The organism is Pseudomonas sp. GM30, from assembly GCF_000282275.2.
GTDB lineage: Bacteria > Pseudomonadota > Gammaproteobacteria > Pseudomonadales > Pseudomonadaceae > Aquipseudomonas.
On the sequence record NZ_AKJP02000018.1, the window covers coordinates 1 to 15,760 of the forward strand.

The window sequence follows — 15,760 nt, forward strand, 5'->3', positions numbered from 1 at the left end:
ATCATCAACGGGCTCGACGTAAATGGCGGCGAACTCACTGTCTACGAGAAAAACCTCAGCGACGGCACCAGTCCCGATACTCCGGCGCTGACCCAGAGCGGTACCTTCACGGTAACGGCCCTCGACGGTTTGCAAACCCTGACCGTGGGCGGCATCAACGTCGTCACTGGTGGTGTGGCCGCAGGCTTCCCGCAATCAACCGTCACGCCGTTGGGCAGCACGCTGACCATCACCGGCTACAACGCGGCGACTGGCGTGGTCAGCTACAGCTACACCCTGGTCGATAACGAAACCCATCCCAACGGCAACGGCGCCAACAGCATCACCGAGAACTTCAACGTGGTGGCGACTGACACTGACGGCAGCACCGCCAGCGGCCAGATCAACGTCAACATCATCGATGACCTGCCGAGCGCGCACGCCGATGCCGCGTCAGTGGCGGAGGGCGGCACCGTCAGCGGCAACGTGCTCGACAATGACATCGGCGGCGCCGACGGCCCGGCCGTGACCGGCGCGGTGGTCGGTGTGCGCGCCGGCTCCGACACCTCGACCTCGGCCATTGGCGGCCTCAACAGCAACATCAATGGCACCTACGGTTACCTGACCCTCGATGCCAATGGCAACGCGGTCTATCACAGCAACCCCAATGCCGTGAATGGCCCCGGCGCGGTGGATGTGTTCACCTACACCGTGCGCGATTCCGATGGCGATGAAAGCACCACCACCATCACCATCGATGTCGCCAACAGCAAGCTGAATGCGACCAGCGATACCGACGTCACCGTCTACGAAAAAGCCCTGGACCTGACCAAGGACGGCGCCGATCTGGCCCCGGGTACGGTCACCGGCAGCGACCCGACCAATACGGGTGAAACCGCGTCCGGCACGCTGGTCGGTTCGGTCACCGGTGCGGTCGGCGCCATCAGCTATGCGCTGGTTGGCAGTGCCACCGGCAACTACGGGCAGATCGTGCTCAACCCCAACGGCACTTACACCTACACCCTGACCTCGCCCGCGACCACCACACCGCATGCCGACGACGGGGCCAATACCCTGACTGAAACCTTCACCTATCAGGCGACCGACTCGCTGGGCAATGTGGTCACCAGCACCATCGTCGTCAGCATCGTCGATGACGTGCCCAAGGCGATGAACGACAGTAACGCCACCAGCGCCTCGGAAACCCAGCTGACCCTGACCGGCAACGTGCTGACTAACGACGTGCAAGGCGCGGACGTGGTCGCCACCGGTCCGAATGCCGGGCCGATCACTGCCGGTACGTTCACCGGGACTTACGGCACGCTGGTGCTCAACGCCAATGGCACTTACACCTACACGCTCAACCCGGCTGACGCCGACTTCAAAGCGCTGCACGGCGGTGGAAACGGCACCGAGACATTCACCTACACGCTCACCGATGCCGACGGTGATACCAGCACCGCCAACCTGGTGCTGAACATCCACAACAACGACGATCCGGTGGTGCTCAACGGCCTCGACGTCAATGGCGGCGAACTCACCGTCTACGAGAAAAACCTCAGTGACGGCACCAGCCCGGACACCCCGGCGCTGACCCAGAGCGGTACCTTCACCGTCACAGCCCTTGATGGCCTGCAAACCCTCACCGTCGGTGGCATTGCCGTCGTGACCAACGGGGTCGCCGCAGGCTTCCCGCAATCGGTGGTGTCGCCGCTGGGCAGCACGTTCACCATCACCGGTTACAACCCGGCGACCGGCGTGGTCAGCTACAGCTACACCCTGGTGGACAACGAAAACCACCCGACCGGCAACGGCGCCAACAGCCTCACCGAAAATTTCAACGTGGTCGCGACGGACACCGATGGCAGTACTGCCAGCGGCCAGATCAACGTCAACATCATCGATGACCTGCCGACCGCCAAGGCCGACACCGGCTCGGTGGCGGAGGGCGGTACGGTCAACCTCAGCGTGCTCGGCAACGACGTCACCGGCGCCGATGGCGCAGCGGCAGGCGGAGCAGTGGTCGGCGTGCGCGCCGGCAGCAACACCGCGACCTCGGCGATCGGCGGCCTCAACAGCAACATCAATGGCACCTACGGTTACCTGACCCTCGACGCGGCAGGCAACGCCATCTACCACAGCAACCCGAACTCGGTGAGCCCGCCGGGCGCCACCGACACCTTCACCTACACCATCCGCGACGGTGATGGCGACGAAAGCACCACCACCATCACCATCAATGTCGCCGACAGCAAACTGGTGGCGTCGGTGGATCAGGACGTCACGGTCTACGAAAAAGCCCTCGACCTGACCAAGGACGGCCAGGACCTGGCCCCCGGCACCGTCACCGGCAGCGACCCGAGCAACACCGGCGAAACCGCCACCGGCACCCTGGTCGGCGCGGTTACCGGCGGCAGCGGGGCGCTCACCTACACCCTGGTCGGCAGCGCCACCGGCACTTACGGGCAGATCCAGCTCAACGCCGATGGCACTTACACCTACACCCTGACCTCGGCGCCGAAAACCACGCCGAACGCCAACGACGGCGCCAACACCCTGAGCGAAAGTTTCACCTACAAGGCCACCGATGCGCTGGGCAACAGCACCACCAGCACGATCGTGGTCAACATCGTCGACGACGTGCCGAAAGCCGTGGCGTCGGATCGCTCGGTGGCGGCGGTGGAGATCGATTCCAACCTGCTGATCGTCCTCGACATCTCCGGCAGTATGGCCGACGCCTCCGGTGTGCCGGGGCTGTCACGGCTGGCGCTGGCCAAGCAGGCCATCAGTGCCTTGCTCGACAAGTACGATGATCTCGGCGATGTGAAGGTACAACTCGTCACCTTCAGCAGTAATGCCACTGACCGGACTTCGGTGTGGGTCGATGTGGCGACGGCCAAGTCCATACTCGCCGGCCTCACCGCCGGTGGCGGTACCAACTACGACGCTGCCGTGGCGGTGATGCAGACCGCGTTCAACACCTCGGGCAAACTCACCGGGGCGCAGAACGTTGGCTACTTCTTCTCCGACGGCAAGCCCAACGAAGGCGACATCAACGCCGCTGATGAAGCCGCGCTGAAAAACTTCCTCGATGCCAACAACATCAAGAACTACGCCATCGGTCTGGGCAGCGGCGTGAGCAACGCCAACCTCGATCCGCTGGCCTATGACGGCATCAGCCACACCAACACCAACGCGGTGGTGGTCACCGACCTCAATCAGCTCAACTCGGTGCTGTCGGGCACCGTCGAAGGTGCGCCGGTCACCGGTTCGCTGCTGGGCGAGGGCGGTACGTTCGGCGCCGATGGCGGTTTCATCAAATCCATCGTGGTCGACGGCACCACCTACACCTATGACCCGCGCGCCAACAGCGGCCAGGGTTCGCTGACCGCCAGCGGCGGCACCAACCACGGTACGTTCAACACCGTGAACAACACGATCAGCATCGCCACCAACAACAGCGGCACGCTGGTGATCAACCTCGACACCGGTGACTACAGCTACACCTCGCAGAAAACCACGACCACGGTGATCACCGAGAACATCGGCTTCACCCTCAGCGACAACGACGGCGACCTCGCCAGCTCGACGCTGACGGTGAAAGTGATCCCCAACTCGCCACCGGTGGCGACGGACGACCACGTCATCACCAACGTGCTGTCGAGCAGTGTCACGGTGCCGGGCGAACTGTTGCTGGCCAACGACACCGATCCGGACGGCGACCCGCTCAACGCCTCGCCAACCACCTTCAACACTGGCTGGGCGGCCAAGGGTGCGGACTTCACCGGTACCGGCGCAATCAACTTCGCCGGCACCGGCAACACCGCCGCCAACCAGGCCTTGGCCGACGTGCGCAACGCGTTCGCCGCCAACACCGCCGCGATGACCGCAGTGCTGGTGGTCAGCGGTTACCTCGGTGCGGTGACCAGTGCCAATGCCAACGATGAAGACCTGATCACCGTCAAACTGAAACAGGGCGAGACGCTGAACCTGGACCACAATCTGGCGGCCGGTCACGTCACGATGGAATACTCGGTGAACGGCGGGGCGTTTGTCAGTATTGCCGATGGCGGCACCATCACCGCCGGCGCCGATGGCACCTACCAGATCCACGTGACCAACATCAGCAACACCAGCGGCAGCAATCCGACGGCCGCGGAAAACTACCAACTGACCATGACGGTCAACTACGCCGGCGCCCACGACGTGACGCCGGACTTCCACGGCACCTACACCGCCAATGACAACCATGGCGGCAGCGACACCGCCAACGTCAGCATCACCTATCAGGATGGCCACACCCTCACCGGCACGGCCGGGGATGACATTCTGGTGGCGGGCACCGGCAATAACATCCTCAATGGCGGCGACGGCAACGACGTACTCACCGCCGGTTCCGGCAACAACGAGATGCACGGCGGTGCGGGCAACGACTTGCTCTACAGCGGCCCGGGCAATGACATTCTCGACGGCGGCACCGGCATCGACACGGTCAGCTATGCGCATGCCACCGCCGGGGTCACGGTCAACCTCGGCCTGCTCGGTGCGCAAAACACCCTCGGCGCCGGCACCGACACGATCAGCAACATCGAGAACCTGGTCGGCTCGAACTTCAACGACACCCTGACCGGCGACAACAATAACAACGTGATCAACGGCGGCCTGGGCAACGACATCCTCAACGGTGGCGGCGGCGATGACCTGCTGATCGGCGGCATAGGCAACAACACCCTGACCGGCGGCCCGGGCGCGGACACCTTCCAGTACCTGAAGGGCAACAGCGGCCACGACACCATCACCGACTTCACCCCCGGCACCGACAAGCTCGACCTGTCGCAACTGCTGCAAGGTGAAAACGGCACCACGGCGTCGCTCGACGACTACCTGCACTTCACCGTCACCGGCAGCGGCGCCTCGGTGCTCACCAGCATCGACGTCAGCGCCCTGGCCGGCGCCACGCCGAACCAGACCATCGACCTGGCCGGCGTCAACCTCGCCAGCCACTACGGCGTGACGCCGGGGGCGGGTGGGGTGGTGGCCGGCGGGCACGACACGGCGACGATCATCAGCGGGATGCTCAATGATCATTCACTGAAGGTGGACACGGTGTGATCGAGGCCTGAAACGACAAAACCCGCCGCTCCGGTTGATCGGGGCGGCGGGTTTTTTCTGCCTGACGCAATGTGTTGCCGGCGAATCAGCCTTCGCGAGCAAGCCCGCTTCACATCTGAATGCACCCTATCCCCTGTAGGAGCTGCCGCAGGCTGCGATCTTTTGCCGTTGCTCTTCTCGTCATCAAACAAGATCAAAAGATCGCAGCCTCGTTGCACTCGACAGCTCCTACAGAGAGTGTGCCAGCCTGCGAGCCGACCAATACCCGACTGGATGCACCCATTCCAACTGTGGGAGCCAGCCTGCTGGCGATAGCGGCCTGGCAAACAACATCAACATCGCGGGTGAATTATTCGGCCACTTTCTGCACATAAACGTAACTAGCATGAGCACGTTTAAAATACACAAACCGTTACGCCATAACGGCTACAACGCCTTGCGCCGTTACCTACGCGTCCACCAGAATCCGCCGGCTTACACGGCTATGGGCCGGGCTATATCGTTTGCCTGTCACTGAAAATCAGTGATCGGGTTTGGTAGCCCGTCTTGAATTGTCGTTCTTGCGACACCTCCAAATGCTGCCTCTTATTGAGAACGGCTTTGTATGGTGGTCATGCGTGGGGCTCATTCGTGAGCGCCGGGTTTTGCCAATTCGACCGGTCTACCAACCCGCGCATGGCCGCCACCCATCGTTTGGTAGCGAGGGGTGATGGCTCCCATTTTTCAAATTGGAGCTTCATCTATGTTCAAAGCCACACCCAACCCCCCAAACACCTCGATCCCGTACGACCCAGCGCTCGACCCGCAGAAGATAAAAGCGGCAACCGACCGCGCCATCAACTTCTACCTCAACCCCGGCGCACTGAAGATTTCGATCCCTACAGCCTCGTCACGCCAGTCGAGCAGAATCTTCCTCATCGACCCCACCGTGGACGAAGAAACTTTGCTTGTCGAAGCCTGTGAATCGCTGGCCGCCGCCAGCGACATGGCCCGCGATATCGGCGACACCGTCGACCACTCACAGCGCCGGGCCATGCTGATGCTGCATCAGGTGATCATGCTCAGTGAACTGATGGTCAACCGGGTACTGGACGGCCGTCGCATCCCGAACTAATCACCGGTCCCCTGTAGGAGCTGCCGCAGGCTGCGATCTTTTGATCTTGTTTTTCAAGATCAAGATCAAGATCAAAAGATCGTCCGAACGCGGCCCGAGCCTGCGGCAGCTCCTACAGGTCGTAATCCTTTCAAAGTACCTTGATCGGAGTTCCAACTGATGCCCGAAACCCCAACCAATCCGCCGATCACAGAATCGGTATCACCCTACGAATCCCGCAACTCCAAAAAACTCCACGAAGCCGCCGAACGCGCCCTCGACCACTACCTCGCGCCCGCGCAAATCATGGCGACGCCCTACACCCCCAGCAGCATGTTCTTGGTCAACCCGCAAACCGACACCGAGTCCCTGCTGGCCAACGCCTGCGAATCCCTGGCTTCGGCCACGGTGATGCTCGGCGATTTCGCCGGGACGCTGGAGGGGCCGAGCCGCAATACCGCGTTGGGCATTGCGCAGGTGGTGATGCTCGGGGAGTTGGTAGTGAATCAAGCGCTGGATAGAGTCGTGCCAAAGGAATCGTGCCAGGGGACGGATTAAATGAATTCGTCCCCTGATCCCCTGTTGGAAAGGTCACGGGAACTGTTTAGCTTTTGAAGGTGACCCTCACAATGTCAATCCAATGAACACCCTCATTCCCAAAATACCCGGTTGTCACGAACTTGAGTGTATCGAACTCTTGGCCATTGTCCGGTGCGACGTCCCGTTCATCAGGTCCTTCAGGAGTTGTACCTTCGTAATACAACATTGTGGACACCACAACATTTTCCCGTAGGAACTCAAGTTGGATGCGGATAGGAACAACTACGGCAAAGAAGCCGTAGATTGTCGCGCTCTTGGTAAACCCTTCTTTCAGTGCCAAGGAGTACGCAAGTGTGAATGAGCCATTCCACTCATGTGCAACCCCCCGTAAATGCGAGCTCGACGAAGTCACCAAAACGCCTTGGTACGACCTTCCGATATTTGTATTTAATGTTACTTTGGTGTTTATCCCCTCTAAGGATTCCCCTGGGTTTTTGATATATCCTTCTTGTGGATATGACTTAAAGTCTTCAACGAGATCAACGAGAGCGGCCACAGTCAACGCCCACACTCCTGACTCCGTCCCGCTGCCATACAACGCCTTGGCCTTGTAATCATGTCGTGCGATCGACAGCCCCGTCAGCTCAACCGTCCATTCACCTTTGTCATTGGCCCTGACCTTTTGGCCAGTGGTGATGGCACCGTCGTAAATCTCCACCTCAAGAAACGTATTCGCCGTCCCCGTCAGATGAACAGTGCGGTCAGCAGTGTTGCCACCATTACTGATCGGCTGCCCGTTGGAATCATGCGCGGCGGTGATGGCCGGCGTCACGCCATTCAACACGGTCAAACGCCAGAGGTTAGACGTCGGGTTGTTCGGGTATTGGCCAACGGCCTTGAGTGTGTGCAGCACGTTGAGCGCTAATCCGCTTACGGTTCGTGTCCAGATCGTGTCGGGTCCAGCCTCCGCGAGGCCTTTGGAGATCGTACCGAGGAAAACTTCCACCTTCTGGCCGGCAGGCGCGAAGCCCTCAAGCGTGATACGGGTGTGCACGGTATAGCCGTTATCGGGGATGTCCCATTTGCTCTCGTCTTGAACCGAGGTGATCGTGGGTGCAGCAGCTGCCACCACGTTCACCCCCCACACTCCCGACTCCGTCCCGGTGCCATACAACGCCTTGGCCTTGTAATCATGGCGTGCGATCGACAGCCCCGTCAGCTCAACCGTCCATTCACCTTTGTCATTGGCCCTGACCTTTTTGCCAGTGGAGATGGCACCGTCGTAAATCTCCACCTCAAGAAACGTATTCGCCGTCCCCGTCAGATGAACAGTGCGGTCAACAGTGTTGCCACCATTAATGATCGGCTGCCCGTTGGAATCATGCGCGGCGGTGATGGTCGGCGCCACGCCGTTCAACACGGTCAAACGCCAGAGGTTCGACGTCGGATTATTCGCGTATTGGCCAACGGCCTTGAGGGTGTGCAGCACGTTGAGCGTTAACCCGCTGACGGTGTGGGTCCAGATCCTGTCGGAGCCAGCCTCCGCGATGCCTTTGGATATCGCACCGAGGAAAACTTCTACCTTCTGGCCGGCAGGGGCGGAGCCGGTGAGTGTGATAATGGTGTGCACGGTATAGCCATTATCGGGGATGTCCCAGTTGCTCTGGTCTTTCATTGATCTGATGGTCAGCGGGACGTTTTCGGTCACGACCACGACCCACGGATCCGATACCTGCTCATTTCCATACAGAGCGATGGCGGTGAAACGGTGGTCACCCAGGCTCAAGTCCGTCACCGCCAACTCCCAGTCACCACGCTGTGGATCGACGTCAGCCATACCTTTGACGGCGGCGCCATCCTTGATCTGGACTTTCTGACCTTTGGCCCCTTTACCTTTAAGCGTGACGGTGGTGTCAACGGTCGTACCGCCATCCGGGATTTCCACCTCGCCAGGTAAACCCTTCACCGAGTCAATAGTTGGTGGTACCAATTCCACCACTTCCCCGACGACAAAAACCAACGGATTCGAATAACTGATCTTGTCCGTTGCATCCCGAACGATGTGGTAGCGCACACTTAACTGTTCACCGCGGCGGGCTTCAAAGTACTGCTGCACAAACGCGGCGTTGAGCGGAAATTTCACCGGTTTGCCGGCGCTCAGGGCATTGAGTGTCTTGTCGTCTTCGAACAGCAACTTGTTCGACGCATCATGCAATTGCCAGTGCACCACATCCTTGGGCAGGGTCGGATTGTTCACCGGGTTGGGGCAGGTGACTTCGCTGATGCCGTTGGGCAGGTCCTTGGGTTCCAGCGCACCGTCCTGTTCACCGAGCAGGATGGGCGGAACCAGCTCAAGCCTGGGGTCGCCGATGTTCAGCGGCGCGGCGGGCAGGGAAGGCCGGCGAATGACCTCGTCGTTCTCGCCTTCGCTGAGCAGGTTATACGACACCTTCAGCGTGCCGCCTTCGCCGGGTTTCAGGTAGTCGGGGCCTGAAATGATGACGATGAAGCCGTCGGGGTCACTGGCCTCCTGCAGGGTCGGAAAGATCCAGTCCAGCTCGGGTTCGAAAACGGTGCCGTCCGCCAAGGTGATGCTCCAGAGCAGTTCGATGGCGTTGTCCGGGGTAATCAGCGGATCGAAGGGGAAGCGTACGATCACGTTCGCCAGGTCCGGATCCAGCGCACCGCTTACGGCGCTTTCGACGATGGGGGCTGCCAGACGTTTGGGTTCGCCCTTCATGTTGATGAAGCGGCCTCTGGAGCGTTGAATGATGCGGCCGTCACGTTCCAGATCGAAGAAAAACACCCCCTGGGTTTTTGCCAGTGCCCGGGCACCGTCGTTGTCCATCGGCACCTCGACCACAAGCGGTGGATTTTTGTCGACGCGCTGGCGAGCGTCGACCGCCACGGGGTCGCCGTCGAGGGTGGTGCCCTGCAAGTGCATGATGATGATGTCGCCGAGTTTGAAGTCGTCGGACGATGCAGCAAAGACCTGGAGCAGCAATTGTTCATTGCCTAACTGGTCGAGGTCGAGTTCGTTGCCGTCAGCCTGTTTGAGAATCGGCGCATCCAGCCGCGAGTTGCCGGTGTCGACGACAATGCGCGCTTCCTTGCACCAGTCCTCGGAGTCGTTGTCGACAAAGTCTCTGACCAGGAATGACACCGCCAGCCCTTCGTTCCCGGAATCACCCGCCGCCAGGATGATGTCTTTACTGATATGGATGACGATCGGGTTATTCAGCGGATCGTCGATCTGCGCTTGAGTGACCGGCGCCGACGCCACCAGCTTGCCACCCCAGCTCGCGATGATCACGTCGCCCACGGCGATCTCGGGATAAGGCAGGTTGGAGCCACTGCCGGGTACGGCATTCACCACAATGTCCACCCCCTTGTCGGCAGTGTCCTTGTCGACACCGTCCTGAACAATTTCCGATGGCCTGAAAGCCATGTGCAGGTTGGAATGACCCTGCTCTGGGTTGGTGTCCTGGCCGGCGGGGATTTCCAGTTTGACCGCGAGTTGGAGCGGCGGAGCAAAAGGCTCCGGCTGTTGAGCGACTCGTGTCACCCGATAGGCCAGCTCCCAGGCGCCGGTCTGAAAGCGGCCCGGTGCGACGAACAGGGTGGTGCGCTGGGTCTGCTCGGCCGGCTGGGTAACGGTTTGCTGGTCGACCGGAACGTTGTTGAGCAGCAGCTCGACCTTGTCGCCCAGATCTTTGTTCGACCAGACCGGGACCTGCACCTTCAGGCCCAGAGCCGGAAAATTGAGCAGTGCGGCGGCGCGGTTGATGGCCCACTTTCCGTCCGGAAGCAACTTGGCGCCGGGGATTTCGGGGTCGAGCAGGGCGCGTGTGCCGATGGCCTTTTTGGGTTGGACGAGCATGACGGGAACTCCTGCCGAACGGTGTGGGCGGTGGAGTGATTGAGCGATCAGACGGGGGATTTGGCTACTGTCAGATCTGACAGGTGAGTATCGATTTTCGACCAGCGGTCGTGCCCTTGGATTCGCTATACGGTGTTTCTCAGCCAAAAAGACAACGGCCAGCGAGGGCCGTTGTCCCCTTCATCAGCGAATGCCTACAACGTTAGAATAACCACCCCCTGTCTTGACGGATCCTTCACCTCCTGAAACCAGATACCTGGTTTTTTTTGCCGGAAATGGCCACCAGTAGTTACTGTCCTCGGTTGACCAGTAATGATGATTTCCCATGGGCCACCGACTTCCATAAGCCACATGTATTTCGTACAACTCCGCCATGCTGGGGATCCGAGCGTCTGCCGACGCGGCCGATGAGTTGGCCTGCACCCAGGTTGCATTCCCTAAGCCTATGCAGTGGATTACGTTCGTCACCGTCACGTTGTAGCTCTTGGACTGGTTGGCGCTGTCTCGGGCGGTGATGGTCGCTACCCCCCTGCCGCGCACGGTCACTAACCCGGTTCCATCGACTACCGCTACTCCCGTGTTGCTTGAGACATAGGTATAACCTGGCAGGCCACCGGAGGCCTGATGTCGCACCGAGTTACCAGAGTCGAAAGCAGGAAGAACTTCGGGGTTGCCCGGAATGATGTAAGTCTTGCCACCCAACGTGACCGGGCTGGTATTGAAGTTCAACGGTGCCAACGGATTTTCCCGAATAAAACTGCGCGACGCGGTCTGTTGATTGTTGGCTACCGACTTCGCGTACACCGTGTTCGAGCCCAGATGAATGCCGAGGCTGAGTGACCAGTCACCGCTGCCGTTGGCAGGCACGGTTTGCCCCGCCACGTTGTTGAGAAAAACCTGCACGCTGTACAGCGGCGTTGCTGCTCCGCTCACGACCACCGAGGTATCGGTGGTTGTCCCGCCCGGGCCCAGTTCGCCGCCTGAATGTCGGACCGAAGTCAGCGTAGTGGTGCGGTGGGCCCTGACGGTAAATGAGTGGAGGGGTGACTCAAGCTGACCTCCATAGAGTGCTTTGGCTTTGAGGGTGTAGGTGGTGTTCTGACTGAGGCTGGAAAGTCGAATGCTGCCGCTGCCATTGAGGCCCAGTGGTATCGGCGCACCAATGGGTGCTGCACCGTTGTATAGCTGGACACGCTGATTGCTGTTCGCACTGACGGTTACCGTGACCTCGCTTTCGTACGTCGTGCCATTGTGGCCAATGGAGCCTTTGACGTCGGTGACGGAAACGATACGAGGAGTCGTAGAAACTGCCACGGTAAAGGCACGAGTCGCAGATTCCGGTTGCGTACCGTACAAAGCCCTGGCCTTGATGGTATGGGTGATGGCGCTCAGACCGGTCAGTGTTTTGGTCCAATTGCCACTGGAATCTACAGGTGTGACGGGAGCGATAGCCGTGTTGTTATCGTAGATTTGCACGCTCTGGCCGTTACTCGCAGTGCCGGTAACCGTCACCGTGGCGTCGAACGTTGTGCCATTGGGAGGGATTTCTCCCTTTGAATCACTGATCAGGGAAATGATTGGAGCCAACGCTTCCAGCACAGTGAAAACTCTAACCGCAGATTCTGGCTGACTACCGTACAGTCCCTTTGCCGAGATTCGGTACACGGACGGAGTCAGGTTGGTCAGCGTCTTGGTCCAGTTCCGATTGTTATCGACGGGTGTGTCGGGTGCAATGGGCGTCGTGCCGTTGTAAATCTGGATACGCTGGTTGGCGACGGCAGTGCCAAAGATGTCCACGTCAGTTTCGAACGTCGTGCCATTGTTGCTGATATCACCTTTTGAGTCGCGCACCCCGGATATGGCTGGCGCCGTAGCTTGCGCCACTTTAAATGTCCGGACTGTCGACTCCAGTTGATCGCCATAGGTTGCCTTGGCTTTGATCGGGTAAGTCCTTGGCGTCAGATTCTGCAGCCGGGTGCTTCCTTCGCCATTGCCGCCAAGTGTTATCGGGTTTCCGATTGCCGTTGCCCCGTCGTAAAGCTGCACCACCTGATGACTGTCCGCGTGAACCGATACGGTGACCTCAGTGAAATAGGTCGTGTCGTTGTCATCAACGGGACCGTTGGCGTCCGTAACGGCAGTAATGCTTGGCTTCGTAGCGACGGCAATCGTGAAGGTTCGCGGCTCGCTGATTTTGTCATCGACGTCGTATAGGGCAATTGCCTCCACCCGTTGCAAACCCTCAATCAAATCCACCGTCAATGTCCATTTGCTGCTGGCATCCACGCTTGGCATGCCTTTGGATACGCCATTGATCTGGACATCGACTTCTTCGGCCCGCGTGGCTGTCCCTTCGATCGTCACACGCTTGTCATAGGTCTGGCCCGCTTCGGGAATGACCGTGCCTTGTGCCGTCTTCACGGTGGTGATGACGGGTGTGACGTACTCGTAGTGCTGGTGAATGATCAGCGGCAGTTTCGGGAAAGCGATCGCGGCATCTTCATCCGTGCCGTTATCGAAAATGACTTTGCAAACCACGATGGCGTTGGAGCCGTGAAGCAATTTCAGCAGTTCCGTTTTGAGCAGGATTTCATTCAGACCTTGAGTGAGTTGCGTTGAGTTCACTTCATGCGCGCTGAGCAGATCGATTCGATACGCACCCGTGCTGGTCAGGCCATCGATGTACAGCCAGACCCGTTGCTTCAAGGCAATAAACGGCCATGCCTTGACCAGAACGTTCGCGTTCCCGCTGAGCTCCATTACCAGCAATTCACCTGCGGTCGACTGTGGAACCTCGGGTCTTGGCAGCTCCGTTTCAGGGTCTTGAAAAGTGAGAACTTTCAGCGGGAGGGTTTCCGAAGCGGTCCACAAGCCATAGCGCTGGACGTCGTAATTGACCGCTACCTCGCGATTGATATTGGCGCCGACAAACGAAGGTGGCAGGTGGAACCTCACGGTGCCGGTGGCCTCGGCGGGTTTCTCCAGGTCTTCCGAGGTCCCGGCGCCTGGCGTGCCCCGCCATTTCAATCCGAGTGTGTCGAGCAAGGTGTCCATGGTCGCGTAGCTGCAATCGATGTCCACGCCATTACGTGCGTCCATTGGATTCAGCATGCCGCCGGGGGCCTGGACAACCGTAGGTGGCGGTAATTTGCCCAGAGGGATGCCGACCATCACCTCCAGAGGCGCGGAATAGCTGTATTCCCCGGAGGCAGCGTGCAGCAACGTGTAGATGACGGTCACGTAGTAGCCGATATTGGCCGAGACATAGCGTTTGTCCACGCGGAACCTTACGGGTTGGCCGACTGTTGCCAGGGTGATCGGCACGCTTGCGGTGGTGCTGCCGTAAAGGGTGACCCCGATCCAGTGGTAAGTCAGCGTATCGCCCTTGACCCAGTCCACCGGTCTGACCAGCACATGCACCAGTTTGTCTGTTTGAGACGGATCGAGAATGTCATCCGGTGCTTCTTCGACCTTGGGCGCTGGAAGCGTTGCTTGCCATGTGCCCACGCTGACCCGCAGAAACTCGGACTCACTGGTTCCATACTGGCCGGTAGCATCGTTGAATACCCGGTATTGCAGTTTGAGGCTGCCGTTGTCCAGCGCTAAAACGTGCTCGCTGCTGACGTAAATCGTCACCTCGCCGGCTTTCTGCTCTTCACCTGAGACGGTGTGCTCTTCTTCGTGCAGGTAGGCATCGTCGTTGGACTTTTTGCCCAGCCAGATCAACGTCAGGTGATCGCCATTGCGGATACCCGGGTACCTGACCACCACGGATGCCGCCATTACCGTGACAGGCAAAATGTTCCCGACCACCTCGTTGATGGTCGGAGCCGGCAGCAAAGACGGATTACCGATCACCGTAGCGAAGGTGCGCCTGGAATAAAGCGTCGGGCTGCCATCCTGCTTGCGCAATGCATAGGAGGCGTCGAGGGTGCCTTGGGCAAAGAGTTTCACGAACTCGTAGGCAACCGGGATTTCATGCAAATAGGGCGGGTTGCGGACGATGGCTTCAACGCTGAATGTCTGAGGTGGTCTGCCGGGAATCGGCGTGCCGACTACAGTGATCACGAGCGTGTCACCGGCAGTGAAGACGTCGTTGGGTTTGATCAGGATCTGCAGAGTGACAGGGTTGGCGTCCAGGTCCGCAAGAATGATTTTCCCGTCGTCCGCTTCCTTGATGATGAGCGCATCGAGGCGTGATACCCCGGCATCAACTTGCACGAAGGTAGCTTCTGACCACTTCACACTCCAGTTGTAAACCACATCGCAAACATCGTAGTGGATCTTCATTGCCGCACTGTCACCGGCCGTGAGGATATCTTCGGGCCGGGCCATGACGACAATGTCGACGGTGCCTTCCACTTCTGCCTCTGTCAGCACATGTGGCAGAAGAAAAACGCTACCCCACATTGCGAGAATGATGTCGCCCTCCGCGATATTCGGATAGCGCGTGATGGTCATTGGCACGCCCGTGTCGAGCCACGGCTTGGTCACACCGTTATCGATGACATCCTGCGGTAACCCGACCATCTTCAGCTCCGAATGCCAAGGCTCGAAGGGACGCGTGTCGTCACCGGCCGGGTCGTCGATTTCCAGCAACAGCGTCAATTTGGCCGATGGATCGTCGGGCACGGTTTCGCCGGCCCGGGTCAACAGGTAGTGGCAGGTGAATAATCCCGGTAGCAACCCGTCCTTGGGAGCGAAGAAGAACCATCGCTGATTGAGGTGTTCATCGCTGACCTTGAGTTCGGCGACCTTTTCGTCATTCAGGAAAACTTCCAGCAGATCATCGATCGCCATGCCTAGGTAGGGGTCGATAAGGGCAAACAGACCGTCAGGGAACGCCTCAAATGCTTTTTTGTTGATCCCTCCGTCAGCACCCGGCACCGGGATGACCATGTCGGCGAAGTAGGGTGGGTACAATCCTGACAACGGGGCGGGCAGTTCATTGCGACTGGGGAACAGGGACCGACGGAAAGTGAACATGATCAACTCCATCCAGATTGGTGCACCCGTGAACTCAAGGATTTCTGGCTCTGGAAGTTCGAGCTGTGGATCAGGGGCAGGAGTGATTTAAGGCTTGAAGGGGAGGGGCTGGCTACTGTCAGAAATAACAGGTGGGCGGGTATTTCCGATGAACGGTTGGTCGCTTTTAC

The 15,760-nt window shown here is 59.4% G+C and carries 5 protein-coding genes; 3 read left to right on the forward strand and 2 right to left on the reverse strand.

Annotated elements, in window-relative coordinates; all coding sequences use genetic code 11:
• The 3 genes from PMI25_RS12685 to PMI25_RS12695 all read left to right on the forward strand — a co-directional run.
• A partial coding sequence (locus tag PMI25_RS12685; protein ID WP_024164454.1) for a beta strand repeat-containing protein occupies positions 1–5,091 on the forward strand: 5,091 nt, incomplete at its 5' end.
• Positions 5,092–5,833: 742 nt separating this feature from the next.
• Positions 5,834–6,205: a DUF6124 family protein gene (locus PMI25_RS12690; protein WP_024164455.1), complete on the forward strand. Its 372-nt coding sequence runs from the start codon at positions 5,834–5,836 to the stop codon at positions 6,203–6,205.
• Between the two features lie 159 nt (positions 6,206–6,364).
• Positions 6,365–6,742 carry a DUF6124 family protein gene (locus PMI25_RS12695; protein WP_007969716.1) on the forward strand — a complete coding sequence of 126 codons (378 nt, stop codon included), beginning with the start codon at positions 6,365–6,367 and terminating at the stop codon, positions 6,740–6,742.
• Between the two features lie 46 nt (positions 6,743–6,788).
• On the opposite strand, the gene PMI25_RS27710 is transcribed toward PMI25_RS12695, so the two are convergent.
• Both PMI25_RS27710 and PMI25_RS12705 read right to left on the reverse strand, forming a co-directional pair.
• Positions 6,789–10,604 (reverse strand): hypothetical protein, encoded by a 3,816-nt coding sequence (locus PMI25_RS27710; protein WP_024164456.1) that lies wholly within the window; start codon positions 10,602–10,604, stop codon positions 6,789–6,791.
• 183 nt (positions 10,605–10,787) lie between these two features.
• A complete protein-coding gene (locus PMI25_RS12705) occupies positions 10,788–15,590 on the reverse strand; it encodes an Ig-like domain-containing protein (RefSeq protein ID WP_007962159.1) in 4,803 nt (1,600 codons plus the stop codon).
• Positions 15,591–15,760: the final 170 nt, after the last annotated feature.

Bases quoted from the DNA above. Each gene is read 5' to 3' on its own strand.
- PMI25_RS12705 (WP_007962159.1), bottom strand. From the start codon at position 15,590: ATGTTCACTTTCCGTCGGTCCCTGTTCCCCAGTCGCAATGAACTGCCC.
- PMI25_RS12695 (WP_007969716.1), top strand. From the start codon at position 6,365: ATGCCCGAAACCCCAACCAATCCGCCGATCACAGAATCGGTATCACCC.
- PMI25_RS27710 (WP_024164456.1), bottom strand. From the start codon at position 10,604: ATGCTCGTCCAACCCAAAAAGGCCATCGGCACACGCGCCCTGCTCGAC.
- PMI25_RS12690 (WP_024164455.1), top strand. From the start codon at position 5,834: ATGTTCAAAGCCACACCCAACCCCCCAAACACCTCGATCCCGTACGAC.